General features: G+C 42.3%; 13 protein-coding genes. 12 read left to right on the top strand and 1 reads right to left on the bottom strand.

All coding sequences use genetic code 11. From position 1 onward, the window contains the following. The first annotated feature begins 116 nt into the window (after positions 1-116). From ABIS04_RS17965 to ABIS04_RS17910, 12 genes are all read left to right on the top strand, one after another. On the top strand, positions 117-1,166 hold the full coding sequence (locus tag ABIS04_RS17965; RefSeq protein ID WP_350431964.1) for a rod shape-determining protein: 1,050 nt from the start codon (positions 117-119) through the stop codon (positions 1,164-1,166). Positions 1,167-1,229: 63 nt separating this feature from the next. Further along, positions 1,230-2,147, top strand: coding sequence for a rod shape-determining protein MreC (gene mreC, locus ABIS04_RS17960; protein ID WP_350431963.1), 918 nt, complete (start codon positions 1,230-1,232; stop codon positions 2,145-2,147). After that, the gene (mreD, locus tag ABIS04_RS17955; RefSeq protein ID WP_350431962.1) at positions 2,144-2,635 is read left to right on the top strand and encodes a rod shape-determining protein MreD; all 492 of its coding nucleotides are present in this window, start codon (positions 2,144-2,146) and stop codon (positions 2,633-2,635) included. Before mreC ends, mreD begins: the two co-directional genes overlap by 4 nt. Positions 2,636-2,691: 56 nt before the next feature. Then, on the top strand, positions 2,692-3,282 hold the full coding sequence (locus ABIS04_RS17950; protein ID WP_350431961.1) for a Maf family protein: 591 nt from the start codon (positions 2,692-2,694) through the stop codon (positions 3,280-3,282). A gap of 81 nt (positions 3,283-3,363) precedes the next feature. Further along, entirely contained in the window at positions 3,364-4,854 is a 1,491-nt protein-coding gene (gene rng, locus ABIS04_RS17945; protein WP_137224793.1) for a ribonuclease G, read from the top strand. Beyond that, positions 4,854-9,179, top strand: coding sequence for a YhdP family protein (locus tag ABIS04_RS17940; protein ID WP_350431960.1), 4,326 nt, complete (start codon positions 4,854-4,856; stop codon positions 9,177-9,179). The genes rng and ABIS04_RS17940 overlap by 1 nt, the downstream gene beginning before the upstream one ends. Next, complete coding sequence (locus ABIS04_RS17935) at positions 9,103-9,933, top strand: carbon-nitrogen hydrolase family protein (RefSeq protein ID WP_350431959.1); 831 nt, start codon at positions 9,103-9,105, stop codon at positions 9,931-9,933. Before ABIS04_RS17940 ends, ABIS04_RS17935 begins: the two co-directional genes overlap by 77 nt. A gap of 67 nt (positions 9,934-10,000) precedes the next feature. Further along, complete coding sequence (gene tldD / locus ABIS04_RS17930) at positions 10,001-11,449, top strand: metalloprotease TldD (RefSeq protein WP_350431958.1); 1,449 nt, start codon at positions 10,001-10,003, stop codon at positions 11,447-11,449. Between the two features lie 489 nt (positions 11,450-11,938). Further along, complete coding sequence (locus ABIS04_RS17925; protein ID WP_350431957.1) at positions 11,939-13,372, top strand: TolC family protein; 1,434 nt, start codon at positions 11,939-11,941, stop codon at positions 13,370-13,372. Next, positions 13,362-14,351 carry a biotin/lipoyl-binding protein gene (locus ABIS04_RS17920; protein ID WP_350431956.1) on the top strand — a complete coding sequence of 330 codons (990 nt, stop codon included), beginning with the start codon at positions 13,362-13,364 and terminating at the stop codon, positions 14,349-14,351. The genes ABIS04_RS17925 and ABIS04_RS17920 overlap by 11 nt, the downstream gene beginning before the upstream one ends. Positions 14,352-14,363: 12 nt before the next feature. Beyond that, positions 14,364-15,536, top strand: a complete 1,173-nt coding sequence (locus tag ABIS04_RS17915) for an ABC transporter permease (protein ID WP_350431954.1) — start codon at positions 14,364-14,366, stop codon at positions 15,534-15,536. Further along, a complete protein-coding gene (locus ABIS04_RS17910) occupies positions 15,533-16,678 on the top strand; it encodes an ABC transporter permease (protein WP_350431953.1) in 1,146 nt (381 codons plus the stop codon). The genes ABIS04_RS17915 and ABIS04_RS17910 overlap by 4 nt, the downstream gene beginning before the upstream one ends. Positions 16,679-16,865: 187 nt before the next feature. Here ABIS04_RS17910 and ABIS04_RS17905 read toward each other — a convergent pair whose 3' ends face one another. After that, positions 16,866-17,378: a hypothetical protein gene (locus ABIS04_RS17905; RefSeq protein ID WP_350431952.1), complete on the bottom strand. Its 513-nt coding sequence runs from the start codon at positions 17,376-17,378 to the stop codon at positions 16,866-16,868. Positions 17,379-17,483 lie beyond the last annotated feature (105 nt).

The following is a 17,483-nucleotide window of genomic DNA, read 5'->3' as shown; positions in this document are numbered from 1 at the left end:
AAAAAAAAATGCCAGATTAGCGATTGTTGACCTGTTCGGTATTGTAGAATGGGGGTGTCATTGATAGAGTTAGCTGATTTTTATTCTTCTGACTTCACAGAATACAGGCCTGATACATGTTCAAAAAGTTGCGCGGCATTTTTTCTAACGACCTATCCATAGATTTAGGTACGGCAAACACTCTTATTTATGTTCGCGATGAAGGCATCGTATTGAACGAACCCTCTGTGGTAGCCATTCGCGGTGATCGCAATAGTAATGGCCCCAAATCAGTTGCTGCTGTGGGAACTGATGCTAAACAAATGTTAGGGCGTACACCTGGTAATATTCAAGCTATTCGTCCAATGAAAGACGGTGTAATTGCCGATTTCTATGTGACCGAAAAAATGCTTCAGCACTTTATAAAGCAAGTGCACAACAACAGTTTTTTCCGTCCTAGCCCTCGAGTACTTGTATGTGTGCCAGTAGGCGCAACCCAAGTTGAGCGTCGCGCTATTCGCGAATCAGCAATGGGGGCAGGAGCCCGTGAAGTGTATCTTATTGAAGAGCCTATGGCGGCAGCAATAGGTGCTGGTTTACCAGTATCTGAAGCGACGGGCTCTATGGTTGTTGATATCGGTGGTGGTACTACAGAAGTCGCAATCATTTCGTTAAATGGTGTGGTGTATTCTTCATCAGTACGTATCGGTGGCGATAAGTTTGACGATGCGATTATTAATTATGTTCGCCGTAACTACGGTAGCCTAATTGGTGAGGCAACTGCTGAACGTATTAAACATACTATTGGTACTGCATATCCTGGTGACGAAGTGCTTGAAATTGAAGTGCGCGGTCGTAACCTTGCGGAAGGTGTACCAAGAAGTTTTACGTTAAACAGCAATGAAATCTTAGAAGCATTACAAGAACCGTTATCGGGTATTGTGAGTGCGGTAATGGTTGCCCTTGAGCAGTCGCCACCAGAGCTAGCTTCAGACATTTCTGAGCGTGGCATGGTATTAACAGGCGGTGGTGCTTTACTTCGTGATTTAGACCGTTTGTTAATGCAAGAGACTGGGATTCCGGTGATGGTTGCTGACGACCCTCTGACTTGTGTTGCTCGTGGTGGTGGTAAAGCGCTTGAAATGATTGATATGCATGGTGGTGATTTGTTCTCTGAAGAGAACTAATTATTATTAGCTGAGCAACTTTATTAACACCAGTAACCGGGTTAATAAAGTTGTGAACAATTTATGAAACCAATTTTCGTTCGTGGCGTTTCCATTCAATTTAGATTAACACTGGCAATTATTTTGTCGGTGGCATTACTTATCACTAATCAACGCCTAGATCCCATTCGCCAATCTTTATCCTCAGTATTAAGTCCTTTGCAGTATTTAGCTAATGTTCCCGGTGTGATGCTTGACTGGTCCGCTGAAGCATTTGCGACTCGCAATATGCTCGAATTGCAAAACAAAGAACTACTTCGGCAACAACTGGTAATCTCTGAACGTTTACAACGTTTTGAGTATGTTCGCCAAGAGAATGAGCGTTTACGGACATTGCTCGGTTCGCCTGTGCATATGGATTCTCGTAAAATGGTGGCCGAAGTCATGGAAGTTGCCAGCGACCCTTTTCGGCAGTTTGTAGTGTTAAATCATGGTTTGCAAACCGGTGTTTATGTTGGTCAACCTGTGGTTGATGCTAAAGGTGTTGTAGGACAAGTCGTTGAAGTGAGTGAATTGACCAGCCGGGTGTTAATGGTGTCAGATACAACCCATGGCATTCCTGTTCGAGTAACACGTAATGACGTGCGAGCGATTGCTAACGGTACTGGTGATATCGATCAAATTGAATTACGTCATGTGGCTAAAAGCACTGATATTATAGTGGGTGATTTATTAGTGACCTCAGGGTTGGGCAATCGTTTCCCCGAAGGCTATCCCGTTGCTCGGGTTATCAGTGTATCGCGTGATGACGGTCAGAGCTACGCGGTGATTAATGCTCAGCCTTTGGCTGCGCTTGACCGTATTCGTTATGTATTACTTATTTGGCCTGATGAAACCAAACCTTTTACCCTTCCTGCTGATGTACAAGGGTTGATTAAGAATACTGCCGACAAGGCAACTGCCTCCGCAACGAAACCCGTTACCAGCGAGGTAAATCAATGAGTACGCACATCGCTAATGGGCGCTTAGTGGTCTGGATGACATTATTTATCGGAATGATGTTTCAGATTATGCCGTTACCTAAAATGGTAGAAGCTTGGCGACCTGACTGGCTATTAATGGTGATGATGTATTGGGCGATGGCACTACCGCATCGTTACAACATTCTGACCGCGTGGATTTTAGGGGTAATGCTTGATGTGCTGTTAGGAGCCCATTTAGGGATTAGATCATTAGCATTGTCGCTGGTTATCTATATTGTGGTGTTGTTATGTCAGCGATTGCGAAATTATCCACGCTGGCAACAATCAATCTTAGTGGCTTGTTTTATCTGTATTTATCATGTGGTTATATTTGTGACCCAGTTTGTTGTGGTCGAGTCTACGCCATTTGATGTTGAAATGTTTTTGCCTGCTATTTCAAGTTTATTTATTTGGTGGTGGGTCTTTTGGGTGTTACGTAATATGCGCCGTCATTATAAAGTTCGTTAATATAACGTAAAAACCTAAGTATGGTTTTAATGTACACTAACTAGAGTAAATATCAGATGACATGGGTACTGGCTTCTACCTCACCAAGAAGAAAAGAATTATTACTTCAAGCAGGCTTTAGTCATCCAGGTTTTTCGTTCGAGTTAGTTGCGCCTGATATAGATGAAACACCTCTGTCGACCGAAACTGCCACTCAATATGTATCCCGTTTAGCGCTCGAAAAAGCCCAAGCGGGGTTAGCACTTAGTGAACATTTTTTTGCACCTAAAGTATTGGGTTCGGATACGATAGTAGTACTGAATGACCAGATATTAGGAAAACCCGTTGATCAAGAAGATGCCAAACGCATGTTGAACTTGTTATCCGGTCAAACTCACGAAGTGATGACCGCAGTAGCATTAACAGATGGCGAGCAAACGTTTAGCCGATTGTGTCGTACTCAAGTGACATTCTGTGAGTTATCCGTAGCTGATATAGAGGCTTATGTTGCTTCTGGTGAGCCTATGGATAAAGCGGGTGCTTACGGTATACAAGCTCTGGGTGGCTGCTTTGTTAAATCAATTATAGGCAGTTACTCTGCCGTTGTCGGTTTGCCCTTAGTTGATACTCGTGAATTATTAGCCTGCATGATGCAGCACTCTCAATAAGATATTGCTTCGACGGTTATCTACAGTGGTGTAACTGCTGTCACTATTACGATTGAAGCATGACCTGAATACTGGTGGCTTATGAATATAAAAGCACAACGTAAAAAAGGCACCGAATTACTTATCAATGTCACGCCAACAGAAGCGCGTGTTGCATTAGTCGAGCATGGTGTGTTGCAAGAGGTGCATATTGAACGTCGTATGAAACGAGGTTTAGTCGGCAATATCTATAAAGGTAAAATCAGCCGTGTACTTCCTGGTATGCAGGCTGCTTTTGTTGATATTGGCTTAGATAAAGCCGCTTTCTTACATGCTTCCGATATTGTTCCTCATACCGAATGTGTTGCCGATGTCGAGAAAGGCAACTTTGTGGTGCGTGATATTGCGGAACTGGTGCGGCAAGGCCAAGACATTATGGTGCAAGTGGTTAAAGATCCACTCGGTACTAAAGGCGCCCGTCTAACAACCGACATTACCTTACCTTCACGATATTTAGTCTTTATGCCTGGTTCTAGCCATGTGGGCGTATCACAACGCATTGAGCTCGAAGAAGAACGTCAACGTCTTAAAAATATTACCTTGCCTTATGTTGATGATGACGGCGGTTTTATTATACGCACTGCGGCTGAAAATGTGGGTGAAGGCGAACTCGCCCAAGATGCGGCTTTTTTACGGCGAGTGTGGTCCAAGGTTAGCGAACGTCGTAAGCGTAAAGGCGTTATTTTACTGTATCAAGACTTGGCATTGCCGGTGCGGATTATTCGTGATTTTGTGGGGGAAGAACTTGATCATATTCAAGTAGATTCACGTCGTACCTATGCAGAATTACAACAGTTTGCTCAAGAGTTCATGCCTGAAATTGCGGATAAAATTGAGCATTATGCAGGCCCCGCACCTATCTTTGAATTGTATGATGTCGAAAACGAAATTCAGCGGGCTTTAGGCCGCAAAGTGGAACTTAAATCTGGCGGTTATTTGATTATTGATCAAACCGAAGCCATGACCACAGTTGACATTAATACCGGAGCGTTTGTTGGCCATCGTAATTTAGAAGAAACCATTTTCAATACTAATCTTGAAGCCACGCAAGCGATTGCGAGACAACTGCGGTTGCGTAATTTGGGCGGAATTATTATTATCGACTTTATCGATATGCTCAATAATGAACACCAAAAGCGAGTGCTCGAAAGCTTAAATGCCGCATTAGCGTTAGACCGCGTTAAAACCAGTGTTAGTGGTTTTTCCGGTCTAGGTTTAGTCGAAATGACTCGTAAACGTACCCGCGAAAGTTTAGAGCACGTGGTGTGTGGTGAGTGTCCGTCTTGTAAAGGCACAGGCACCATGAAAACTATTGAAACCGTGTCATATGAAATATTTCGAGAGATTATTCGGTTAAATCGTGCTTATAAAGCCGATGAATTTTTACTGTATTGCTCGCCAGCTGTGTATATGAGCTTTAGCGGTGATGAATCGCATTTGTTGGCAGAGTTAGAAGTCTATATAGGTAAGCGTATACGTTTGCAAAATGAACCGTTATACATTCAAAGTAAATATGATGTGGTGATGATGTAGTGTCTATAAACCGGGCAGCAACTATTAATAGATTATCTTGGCAAATTTTGGCTATCACGCTAGTGTTATTTGCATTGGTTGTTAGCCTTATTCGCGGGTTATTGCCTCATATTCCTGAAATACGTACCGAATTAGTTAACTACCTCGAAAGCGAATATCACCTAAATGTACAAATGGATGAACTCAATGCCGAATGGCAAGCATTTGGCCCAGCACTAACCGTTAAAAATTTGGTTTTACCGCCGCAAGATGACCTACCTATTACTGTTATTAGCGAAAATGTACACATTAAACTCGACTTTTGGCAGTCGCTTATATCCTTACGTCCACAGATTGAAACTGTGGTATTTGATGGGGTTAAAGTCGCGTTAAATCTTGATCAATTACCCACCACAGATGAACATGCTGAAACGGATAACAAAGCAAATCTCGATTGGTTATATGGCCTCTTATTAGAACAACTAGGGCATTTTTTAATCAAAGATGCTTCACTACAACTGATTAGTTCACAACATAATTATCGACCGATTTTTATCGATAACCTATTGTGGTTAAACACTGAAAATCATCACCAAGCACAAGGCATGATCCATGTTGATCAGCTTGAGTCGCAGCAAGAGCAATTGACCTTACGTATTGATCTTAAAGGTAATGGCTATCAACCTGACACAGTTGAAGGCCAGCTTTACGTTACTGCTGATTCATTGGATTTGGGCGAATGGGCTTCCAGACAACATACTGCCCAGCAAGATACGGATAATATTGAATTCCAAGGCGTGATAAATCTCGATGCATGGATGACATTCAAACAACGCGAAATACGTGATGGTATCTTAGTTTTTAAACCTAGCTGGTTACAGTGGAGTGATAGTGACACCCAGCAAAAGTTTGCCATTAACTCAGGTTCGTTGCGATGGACCCCACAACCTAGTGGTTGGAAAATTGAGAGTCACGATTTAGATTTATCAACTAACGATAAAACCTGGCCATTGTTGAAGATAGCGGTTGGCACTCATGCGGGTGACTTTTTTGGTTACGTTGATCAAATCATTCCGTCATACCTCAAGCCTATGTTGCCGTTAGTGCCTGGGTTGGGTAAGCAACAAGTGAACAATTGGCAACATCTCAATCCTCAAGGGGAGATTGGTCCTATTAGGTTGTATAAACCAGCCGATAAATCGATGATTGCCCAAGTCGATATTCAGCAACTGCAGTGGCAACCTTATCAGTCGATACCAGGAATAAGCCCTATTGATGCCAACTTAACGTGGGTGAATAATCAACTTGAATTTAGCTTGCCAGAGCAGGAGTATAAACTCGACTTCAGTGATGATTTTAGTCAACCATTAACACTTCATGGCAGTGCTATTATGGGTCGATATGATGTCGATCAGCATCGACTAACCGTCCCTAATATTGAATTGGTTAATGATGATATTACACTGCAAGCGGGCTTGAATTTAGTACTGTCTGAACAGGCGTCTATGGGATTAGCGGCGAATTTAACGATTAATGATGTTGCCCATGTGGGACGTTATTTTCCTTTAATGGCCATGAGTCCCAATTTAGTCGATTATCTTAATGATGGTTTAGTCGCTGGGGAAATCAATAATGCACAGATTGTGTGGCAGGGTGAATTAAGCGGATATCCTTATCAAGATCATAGTGGAATATTCCAAGCGGGCTTTACCCTTGATAATGGCATCTTTAAGTTTCAACCGAGTTGGCCAGCAGTGAGTGATTTAACCCTTTCAGCCCTGTTCGAAAATGACATGATGGATTTGGTTATTGAGCAGGGGAAACTCGACAAAGTAGCCGTTAACGGGGCGCGAGTGTCGATAGCGCATTTAGGTAAAGAGTCTTTATTAAAAGTTGTCGCGGATATTACTACCGATGCACAAGCCGCCACCAAGGTGATTAATGCCTCTTCGTTGCAACACTCCGTAGGTGCAACGTTAGATGTAGTGCAAATTCAGCAACAGATTAATACCACCTTGGATCTTGCTATTCCGTTATATCATGGGGGTGAGCAGTCAATTAAAGGCCAAGTCAATTTAGCCAACAATCCCATTTTTATTGCTCAGCCCGGGTTGCAATTACACCAAGTAACAGGCCAAGTAACGTTTGATAATCAATTCATTAGTGCTAAAAATATTAAAGCACAGCTGTTTAGTCAGCCATTAACGTTTAGTGTGGCGACGGCTGATAAAAAAGGTAATTTAGCCTTAAATGTCGACATGGCTGGACGCTGGGATCTTGCTAGCTTGCCGAGCGAATTAACGAATCCAATGACAGGTACTTATAACGGTGACCTTAACTGGGACGGCGAATTAACTATGATATTTGACCCCAGCGGTTACAGTTTACAAGTTTCGGTAAAATCTGATTTGGTTGGAACCTCGCTTGATTTGCCTTCGCCCTATAAAAAATCTGCTGTCGAGCCTCAAATACTTCGAGCTGATCTCATTGGTGATAACAAACAATCATCTCTAAGCATCAAGTTAGGTAATAATGTTGAATTTTGGGGCGGGTTTAATGCCGAAAATGGCAGCCAACTTGCTTTTTATGACATTATGATTGGTCGTCATTTTAGGCTTGGCGATACATTAAATAAACAACAGGGCCACTTGCATCTGGATCTACCAAAAATAGAGTTAGCGCAATGGCTACCACTCATTAATCGATTTAGTACGGCTACGGAACCTCAAGTTGTCACATCGTCAGTACGCGATCGTATTTTATCCGCACACGAGTTGCCAGATGCCGTTATACCTGCAAATACTATCGCTTCGACGGAATCGACAGTCGTGGCATCGGAATTCCCCAAATTATTGGGTATTCATGCCGACATTGCCCAATTAAATGTATTGGGTCAGTCATTTGATAAATTGCACTTTGATGCTCAACCTACAGAACATTTATGGCGGGTTGAAGCTGAGTCACAACAGTTTGATGGTCGTATCGATTTTTATCCAAACTGGCGCGATCAAGGGATTAAAGTTGTTGCCAAAAAACTGCATTTATTCCCATCACTGAGTAGCATTGAAAGTGTTGAATTGAGCTCGACATCGATGCAACAACACCTGCCGACATTAGCGGTAGATGTTGATGATTTTAGTGTAAATAATTTATCATTCGGGCACTTAGTACTGCAAGGCTTGCCCAATGATCAAGGTTATAAATTTCAAACGATTTCACTCACCAAACCAACTGTAACATTACAAGCTAATGGATTATGGTCTGTTGACCGTGGGAGTGATAAAACCTTATTTGATGTCAATTTACATGCAGACAAGTTTGATGATTTATCGACGATATTAGATATAAACCCAGGATTGAAAGATGCTCCGCTTGATCTTACTGGCCAACTATCTTGGCTAGGCGCGCCTTATCATTTCGCGCTTGAGACTCTAAACGGTCAGTTAAAGTTTGACTTAGGTAAAGGCCATTTATCGGAGATAAGTGATAAAGGTGCGCGGGTATTTTCGTTATTTAGTTTAGATTCATTATTACGTAAATTATCGTTAGATTTTTCAGATGTATTCGGCAAAGGTCTGTATTTCAATACCTTTAATGGCAATCTTACAATTGATAATGGGGTGGTTAAAACCACCGATACCGAAATGGATGCTATTGCTGGCGATATGCGTGTTAGAGGTTACACCGACTTAACTACCCAAAGCTTAAATTACGACATTCGTTTTGTGCCACAACTTGCGTCCAGTGTTCCAACCGTAGTGTTACTCAGTACCAGTGCGTGGACTTTGGGTTTAGGGGCATTTGCACTGACTAAAGTATTAGAGCCTGTTATTGAAGTTATCTCAGAAATTCGTTTTCGACTCACAGGTACTATGGAAAATCCACAACTAGAAGAGCTTGAACGTAAGAGTAAAGAAATCGAAATCCCTAAGGCCATTTTACCTCAGGACGCTGAAACTGATGTAGGAACCGATTCTGATGCTAAAGTAAAACTAGATACTAAAGCTGATACAGATGCTAAAGTAAAAACAGATGATAGTAGTAATGAAACTGATATTGAGAGCAAGGATCTCGCAACCGACGCTCAAGACAGTGCTGCGCTTAATACTACAAAATACATTGGTACAACACCATCAAGCATAATTATTCCTAGCATCAATAATCTTTTTCAAACCGCACAAATACAATCCACAGATACACGAGAACGTTTAATTAAACGATCAACTGTTGAGCCATCAACTAATGTCGTTATGCTACAAGGAGTGAGAAATGCAAATCAGCTTATTGCAATGCCAAAGCAGTCGCGATGTCAAAGCCAATCTCGCATTTGTCGACTCGCAGCTTAAAGACTTACCTCGAGATGCTAATGAACCACAATTAGTGGTGTTACCTGAGTGTTGTTTATTGTTTGGTGGCCATGAGAGTCAACAACTTGAATTCGCTGGCAGCCAGCATCAAAGCGATCTTAAAAATGCGTTAGCGGCAATGGCAAAACAATACCAAGTGTATTTTATTGCCGGCACTATTCCCATGCGTGCCGATGATGGTAGAGTCTTCAGTCGTTGTTATTTTTTTGATGATCATGGCATCACCCTAGGGCATTACGATAAACTGCATTTATTCGATGTCGAAGTGAGCGATGGCACTAAAACCTACCGCGAAAGTGATACCTTTCATCCAGGAGATCACATTAGTGTGATTGATACTCCGTTTGGTAAGGTTGGTTTAGCCATTTGCTATGACATCCGTTTTGGCGATATGTTTCGGGCTTTGCGTTTAGCGGGAGCAGATTATATTGCCCTACCTTCAGCATTTACCAAGGTGACTGGTGAAGCGCATTGGCAAGTGTTATTACAAGCTCGAGCAATAGAAACCCAATGTTACTTGTTAGGTGCTGGCCAATGGGGGCAACATAATCAAGGTAGTAGAGAAACATGGGGGCACAGTATGATAGTTGATCCATGGGGTCGAGTGATTGCTGAGCGAGCCACTGAATGTGGCTGGGTACAAGCTAAAGTTGATTTAACGGAACTACGCCGTATTCGTCAACAAATGCCGGTGATCGGCCATAATCGATTTATAGCGCCACAGTTGAAATAACACTGAATGAGCCCTGACTAACACTGAGTTCACAGTAAGCGTTACCAATTAAAAAAAGAGAGTTTTAATGCCATTTTTAACCCAAGTAGAGCAGAGTTTATTACAAGATGGATTAACCTTAGATGGACTGCAAGGTTACTTAAATACTATTCATCAGCACAATATCGATTTTTCAGACCTGTATTTCCAAGGTAGCCGCCATGAGTCTTGGGTATTAGAAGATGGCATTGTTAAAGAAGGTAGTTTCCACATTGAACGTGGGGTAGGCGTACGAGCCATTAGTGGTGAAAAAACCGGTTTTGCTTATTCTGACGAAATTAGCCCTGTAGCCCTTGATGCAGCAGCAAAAGCGGCCCGTGGTATTGCCAGTGTAGGTGAGCAACAAAAGGTACAAGCTTTTAAACGTCAAACTGCACATAAACTGTATGACAGTGCTGATCCGATTGCTGCTATGGATGAAGTTAAAAAAATTGATCTTCTGAAACAAGCCGATGCTTATATTCGTAGCCTAGACAGTCGCATTATTCAGGTGGTTGTTAGCCTATCAGGGGTGCATGAAGAGATATTAATCGTCGCGAGTGATGGCACATTGGCCGCCGATATCCGTCCATTAGTACGTTTTAACTGTAGTGTTATTTTAGAAGATAACGGTAAGCGTGAACGTGGCAGTGCCGGTGGCGGTGGTCGTCATGATTACAGTGTCTTTTTAGCTACCGATGAAGCAGGCTTACCACTAAGCTTTGAATTTGCCCGTGAAGCGGTGCGTCAAGCACAGGTTAATGTTAATGCTATTGATGCTCCAGCAGGTGAAATGCCAGTAGTATTAGGTAATGGTTGGCCTGGCGTATTATTGCATGAAGCCGTTGGCCATGGTTTAGAAGGTGACTTTAACCGTAAAGGCAGCAGTGCTTTTAGCGGTAAAATAGGTCAACAAGTGGCGTCGACATTAGTGACAGTGGTAGATGATGGCACCATGGAAAACCGCCGTGGCTCATTAAGTATTGATGACGAAGGTGTACCAAGCCAAAAAACGACCTTAATTGAAAACGGTATTCTAAAAGGTTACATGCAAGACAAGTTAAATGCTCGCTTAATGGGACAAGCTCCAACGGGTAACGGTCGTCGTGAGTCTTATGCGCATTTACCTATGCCTCGAATGACCAATACCTATATGAATGCAGGAGAGTCAAACCCTGCCGATATTATTAAGTCGGTTAAAAAGGGCATTTATGCACCGAACTTTGGTGGTGGACAAGTCGACATTACTTCGGGTAAGTTTGTATTCTCAGCTTCTGAAGCCTATTTAATTGAAGATGGTGAAGTCACACATGCCATTAAAGGCGCGACATTAATTGGCAATGGTCCTGAAGCGATGGGATTAATTTCAATGGTCGGTAATGATTTAGCCTTAGATAAAGGCGTCGGTGTATGTGGTAAAGATGGCCAAAGTGTACCTGTCGGCGTCGGCCAACCTACATTGAAAATTGACCGACTGACCGTAGGCGGTACGGCTTAACATTAACCCGCAATGGTAATAATACCATTCCGCGTTAATAAGTGATGACTCAGCGAGAGTTTAAAAGGGCTTAAATAAGACGCATGACTGAATGAATAGTGGTTCTCTTTCGAAGTCATGCAACACAGTGTAAGCCTTTTTAAAACTCGCCTGAAAGGAATGCCCCAGCAGCTTTTGCTCTGCGTTCTCGCTATTTGAAAGGGAACAACCATTACTACATAGCGACGCCTTAATCAAAAACCGCTGGACGCATTCTGAGTGGTCACTTATTAATGCGGATTGGTATATAACGGCTTGCTGAGTATTTATGCTTAGTGAGCCGTTTGCTATGAGGTGATGGCCTAACATTGAATATTCAATGTGTTGTAGATGGCGATAGAGGACATTAATTAACTGAAAGGGTTATTTTTATAAGATATGTCGCTGTGATAATAACCATTTTGGGTTATTATCCACCAAGAAATTAGGGTGTTAACTCTTGAGGTTTTTATGGTTCCACAACGTAATATCAATACACATAGTTGGAGGCGCTATCGTCTTGGCCTGTGTTTGAGTATTTCTTTATTAAATTTGAGTGTCTTAGCTGAGCCTATTACATTCAGTCATGCTTGGCAGCAATTAGAGCAAGTGAGCGATCAGCTTCAAGCTAAATCCCAGCTTGTTAATCGTGCACAAGCGGAAGAAGATGCTGGAGATGCGTTAAATTACCCCTCTATCAATATTGCTGGTAGTTATACTCGCCTCGAAAAGCCTATTGAACTTGATTTACGTGATTTAAATCCATTAGCTAACCTCGACACCAGTACATTACCAGCCGCTCTTACTAGTGCATTAGCGGAAATTCCGGGTTCACTTTTTGTCACCCCTTTTACCGAACAAGATGTGTTTCGTGCCAGCCTGCAAGCTATGTGGCCAATTTATACCGGCGGTAAAATTACGGCTGCTCAAGGGATACATGCGGCACAGGTTTCCGAGACCGAACAAGAGTTAGCACTGGCTCGGCGTGAGTTATTTCTCCAGTTAGTTGATCGTTATTATGCGGTATCGGTAACAAAAACCTTAGTTGATACCCAAAAGCAGCTGGTGGATTCATTAACTGTACATGTGACTCATGCAAAAAAATTAGAACAACAGGGACAAATCGCCAAGGTTGAACGCTTAAATGCCCAAGTAGCATTAGAAAATGCCAAAGTTAATTGGGGTAAAAGTAAGCGCCAATATGAAATGGCCGAAATTGCCTTAGCACGAATGCTGCATATCCCCAGTGTTGATCCTATTTCAGCTCTTTTTCTACTTGAGCAACAGCCATCATTACCACGCCTTAGTCAACTGACGCTAACGCAGCATCCAGCGTTAAAACTACTCGAAGCCAAAGAAGCACAAGCCAATGGTTTGGTGGATTTAGAAAAGGGTAGCTATTACCCTACAGTGTATTTATACGGTAATTATACCTTGTACGAAGATGACAGTTTATTTGCTCAAGTTGAGCCAGATTGGATGGTTGGCGTCGGCATGAGCATACCGTTGATTAGTCGTGATGGTCGCAGTGGTAAAGTGCAAGCGGCCAAAAGTGCTTTATTACAAGCGCGTTATACCAAAGCACAAACCAAACAAGATTTAAGTTTACTGATTGATCAAAGTTATCGGCAAATGTTGCAAGCCAAAGAAGAAGCCGATGCGCTAGATGTTTCATTGGCGTTAGCAACCGAAAATTTACGTTTGCGAGAGTTGTCTTTTAATCAAGGTTTATCAACTTCAATCGACAGGGTTGATGCCGAGTTAAGCCTCACCGCGGTTAAAACTCAGCAATTAGGTGCTAAATACCGTTATATACAAGCCTATGCCAAAGTGATGGCCGTGAGTGGCCAAGTCGATGAATTCATTAACCGAACACAAATTCAAGGGGCTGCTTATGCGGGCTAATAAGATCATTGCGATCATCGTATTCGTACTACTTCTATTATTAATCGGCTATGGCGTTAAGCTGGCTTTTGCACCTAAGCCTGTGGTGTTGCAAGGGCAAATAGAAGCGCGTGAATATAATATATCGTCAAAAGTATCTGGGCGGATTGAACAAGTCTTGGTACGTAAAGGCGATCAGGTTGATGTCGGTGATATTTTGTTTGCTATAAACAGTCCAGAACTGAATGCCAAACTAATGCAAGCTCAAGGAAATCTCGATGCTGCAACCGCCATGCAACAACAAGCCAATAACGGTGAAAGACAACAACAAATCATGGCTGTTAAAGATCAGTGGTTAAAAGCCAAGGCTGCGACAGAACTGAGCGACAAAACCTATCTACGTATCGACAACCTGTTTAATGAAGGCGTTGTAGCACGACAAAAACGTGATGAAGCCTATACTCAATGGCAAGCCGCCAAATATACCGAACAAGCAGCTTATGCTAAGTATCAAATGACCCAAGAAGGTGCGCGTGTTGAAACCAAAGCGGCCGCAGCCGGTAAGACTCGTATGGCCGAAGGTGTGGTCAATGAGGTCAATGCTATCTTGGCCGACAGCCAAATGCGATCACCTAAAAAAGCAGAAGTGAGTGAAGTGTTATTGCATGGCGGTGAACTGGCGCCCAGTGGTTTTCCTGTGGTGAGTATTATTGATATGAGTGACTCGTGGGCTGTGTTACAAGTCCGAGAAGATCAGCTACTGCAATTTAAGCAAGATCAATCGGTAATGCTGACAATCCCAGCATTACAACAGCAAGTCGAATTTACTGTGACTCACATCAGCGTGATGGGCGATTTTGCCACCTGGCGTTCAACCGAGAGTGGTCACGACTTTGACATGCGTACCTTTGAGGTGGAACTCACACCAAAGCAAAAAATTGCCGATTTACGCGTAGGAATGTCGGTATTATTTAAAGCCGATCAGCATGCAGAACGTTAATAAGGCTTGCTGATGAGGCATTTATTCAGGCGCGAATTTAACGCGTTGTGGCATTCTCCATGGCAATTAGCTTTGATAAGCTATATTCCAATTATTGGCATGTTAGGCTTATGGTGGTTATTCAGCGCCGGAATACCAAGGCAGTTACCCGTAGCAGTGGTTGATTTAGACAATAGCCAAATCAGTCGGATGCTAGCACGGGAATTGTCAGCTAACCCATCGGTTGCATTGCATTCATATGCCAATGAAGTGGAGGCCATCAATGCCATGCGTCAATCACAAGTGTATGCGTTGGTTATTTTTCCATATCAACTCAAAAAAGACTTATTAACCTCCAAACGCCCGATAATTGATATTCGCTATAACAGCCAGTATTTATTAGTAGGGAAATTACTGTCTAGCCAGCTACAGCGAAGTCTTGCACAAGGATTGACTCATTTCGGTGAAGTTAATCTATTGCTTAAAGGTGCCAATAAAGCCACTGTTGATGTGAGTTTATCGCCTATTAGTAATCAAACCACGGCTTTATTTAATCAAAACGTTAATTATGTCAGCTTTCTGGTTCCGCCAATATTAATCGCCTTATGGCAATTAATCGCGATGCTGGTTTTTGTTAATAGTGTTAATCGTGAGCTTATCCCACAGGGTGAACGTCACTATGTTGCGCAAGATATTTGGCCTAAAGTGTGGGTGAAAATGGTAATTTATAGCCCTATTATGCTTATCCATGGTGGCTTTATTTTATTGTGGTTATACCAATATTTAGCCTTACCCGCTGCTGGATCTTTATTACTGCTGGTCTTAGCGCAAGCCGTTATGCTTATTGTATTGTGGTTGTTAGTGTTGGTTATTTTTATGTTGGTGCGCGATCGTGCGCGTATCGTGAGTTTTTGTACCGGATTATTTGCCCCTGCATTTGCCTTTATGGGGGTGACTTTTCCGGTAAACGATATGTTCATTACTGCTAAATGGTGGCGATTATTAATCCCTTCTAGTCATTATATTGATTCGCATATTAGTGTAATTAGCTACGGCGCAGGTTTGCGACAAGTATTGATTCAAATGGGATCTTATTGGGGTTTTTTACTGTTACTGCCTGTGCTTTATATGTTGGGCCGTAATGCGCAAAAAATCCCTGACCAGGCACAAGTCGATGGTGTTATTAATCCGGAGGTGAATAGATGAACTTCTGGCAATTAATTATCGCAGAATGCAAAGCCATATTGACCGATAAAGCGATTATGACGACATTATTTGGCGGGGTATTATTTTACTCAATACTTTATCCATCACCGTATTTATACGAAGTGCCAACAGAGCAACCCGTTGTGGTGGTTGACCAAGATAATTCTTCACTCAGCCGACTATTGATCCGCCATGCCGATGCCAGTGCAAAGATAAAAATACTTGCTAATGTAAGTAGTATTGATGAAGCTCAAACGTGGATTGAAGAGGGTAAGGCGCACGGTTTATTGGTTATTCCGCCTAATTTTAGGCGCGACTTAATGTTAGGCAAAGGTGCGACATTAAGCTACGGCGGTGATGCGAGTTACTTTTTAATTTATGCCGCAGTGGTGGAGGGATTAGTTAATGCGGGGATTGATGCCAGCAAACAAGTGCAATTCATTGGTTTATTGGCCCGAGGGCAAAATCCTCAGCTTGCCCAGCAAGCTATTAACTCGGTTAGCCTTAACTCTGTTCCGGCTTTTAACCCCAGTTTAGGTTACACCCCCTATGTGGTACCGGGTTTGTTTTTATTGATTCTGCATCAAACCTTACTCATTGGTACAGGTATTTTGGGAGCCAGCCAATGGCGTAAACCTGGATATTGGCAGCAAGTGCGCCCAGTGACTCTGGTACTGGCAAGGCTCAGTGTTTTTATGATGATTTACGCGCTATTTAGTAGCTACTACTTAGGCTATTGCTTCTATTGGTATAAGGTTACCGTGATTGCGCCGGTGCTTGAAGTGGGTCTATTTATGTTGCCTTTTTTACTTGCAACAGCCGCGTTAGGTATTTATCTCAGTAGTTATTTTTACCGTCGAGAATTACCAACGCAATTGTATTTACTGGTATCGATGCCGATTTTATTCGTATCTGGATTTGTTTGGCCGGTTGAATTAATACCGCAACCTTTAGTATTAGCCTCACAGGCTATCCCTGCTGTTCCAGCGATTATGGGCATGATTGAACTTGGTCAATTAGGTTCAGGGTGGCTGGCTATAATGCCTAAATGGTTACAATTATGGGGATTATTTGCAGTATTTGCCACCATGGCAATTATGGCCATTTCAGATAAACAAAAAGACTTTAAGATTGAATCATAATATTTCAGTAAGAGTGTCTAATGGGCTATATCATAACGAAATAAGTATGAGTAAAGTTACTTTATAAATAACAATAGACAGGTGTGGTATTCATTTACCTGTCTATTGTTCGCACTGACTCGAGTGCTCTGGGGGATTTTTTTGGTTGATTAGCGTTAACCATAGTGGTTTTTTTGTCTAATTCCAATTACATCATTCCGTTTTGATCGCTATTTAAAGCGGCTTCTAAACGTTCAACATTATGTTGATATATACCGTTGTTATCGACTTCTGCGGCATGTTTAAAGTCTGCTAAAGCCCCTAAGCTGTCATGACTCATTAACTTCATCACACCACGATTGTTATAAGCATAAGCACGAACTGTCATCGATGGGATTGCTGGTTGAGTACGAGCGCTCTTCACTGCAGCACTACAGGCTTTTTCTGCTTTTTCCATATCTGCTAATTTTATATATCCTGCGCATAAGTTCACATTGCGAGAATACTCATCCACAGCAAATTTACTGGCCGATAGTGTTGCTGATAGTCCTTCTTTAACATCACCAAATTGTAATGCATCAACGCCAGGCACATCTTCAATTAATACCATTTTGTAGGCATTACTAGTGGTTTTCGAAGTTTGTTCGTCAGCCATTACATTTGTCGATGCTGTCAGTACTAATGTGGCACAAATTAGGCCATTAACGATGCTCTTTTTCATGATGTCGATCCTTAAGTGATTGAGGTAGCGCCGCGCTACAGGTGAACTTTAGTGAAAAGGGCGACAACCGACAAACGATATAAAACGCATTAATGGGTTAAAAAA

This window comes from Shewanella sp. H8 (genome assembly GCF_040285065.1).
GTDB classification, from domain to species: Bacteria; Pseudomonadota; Gammaproteobacteria; order Enterobacterales; family Shewanellaceae; genus Shewanella; species Shewanella polaris.
This window is presented reverse-complemented; position numbering and strand designations above follow the sequence as displayed.

Bases quoted from the DNA above. Each gene is read 5' to 3' on its own strand.
- ABIS04_RS17925 (WP_350431957.1), top strand. From the start codon at position 11,939: ATGGTTCCACAACGTAATATCAATACACATAGTTGGAGGCGCTATCGT.
- mreC (WP_350431963.1), top strand. From the start codon at position 1,230: ATGAAACCAATTTTCGTTCGTGGCGTTTCCATTCAATTTAGATTAACA.
- tldD (WP_350431958.1), top strand. From the start codon at position 10,001: ATGCCATTTTTAACCCAAGTAGAGCAGAGTTTATTACAAGATGGATTA.
- ABIS04_RS17950 (WP_350431961.1), top strand. From the start codon at position 2,692: ATGACATGGGTACTGGCTTCTACCTCACCAAGAAGAAAAGAATTATTA.
- ABIS04_RS17905 (WP_350431952.1), bottom strand. From the start codon at position 17,378: ATGAAAAAGAGCATCGTTAATGGCCTAATTTGTGCCACATTAGTACTG.
- ABIS04_RS17920 (WP_350431956.1), top strand. From the start codon at position 13,362: ATGCGGGCTAATAAGATCATTGCGATCATCGTATTCGTACTACTTCTA.
- ABIS04_RS17965 (WP_350431964.1), top strand. From the start codon at position 117: ATGTTCAAAAAGTTGCGCGGCATTTTTTCTAACGACCTATCCATAGAT.
- mreD (WP_350431962.1), top strand. From the start codon at position 2,144: ATGAGTACGCACATCGCTAATGGGCGCTTAGTGGTCTGGATGACATTA.
- ABIS04_RS17935 (WP_350431959.1), top strand. From the start codon at position 9,103: ATGCAAATCAGCTTATTGCAATGCCAAAGCAGTCGCGATGTCAAAGCC.
- ABIS04_RS17915 (WP_350431954.1), top strand. From the start codon at position 14,364: ATGAGGCATTTATTCAGGCGCGAATTTAACGCGTTGTGGCATTCTCCA.
- rng (WP_137224793.1), top strand. From the start codon at position 3,364: ATGAATATAAAAGCACAACGTAAAAAAGGCACCGAATTACTTATCAAT.
- ABIS04_RS17910 (WP_350431953.1), top strand. From the start codon at position 15,533: ATGAACTTCTGGCAATTAATTATCGCAGAATGCAAAGCCATATTGACC.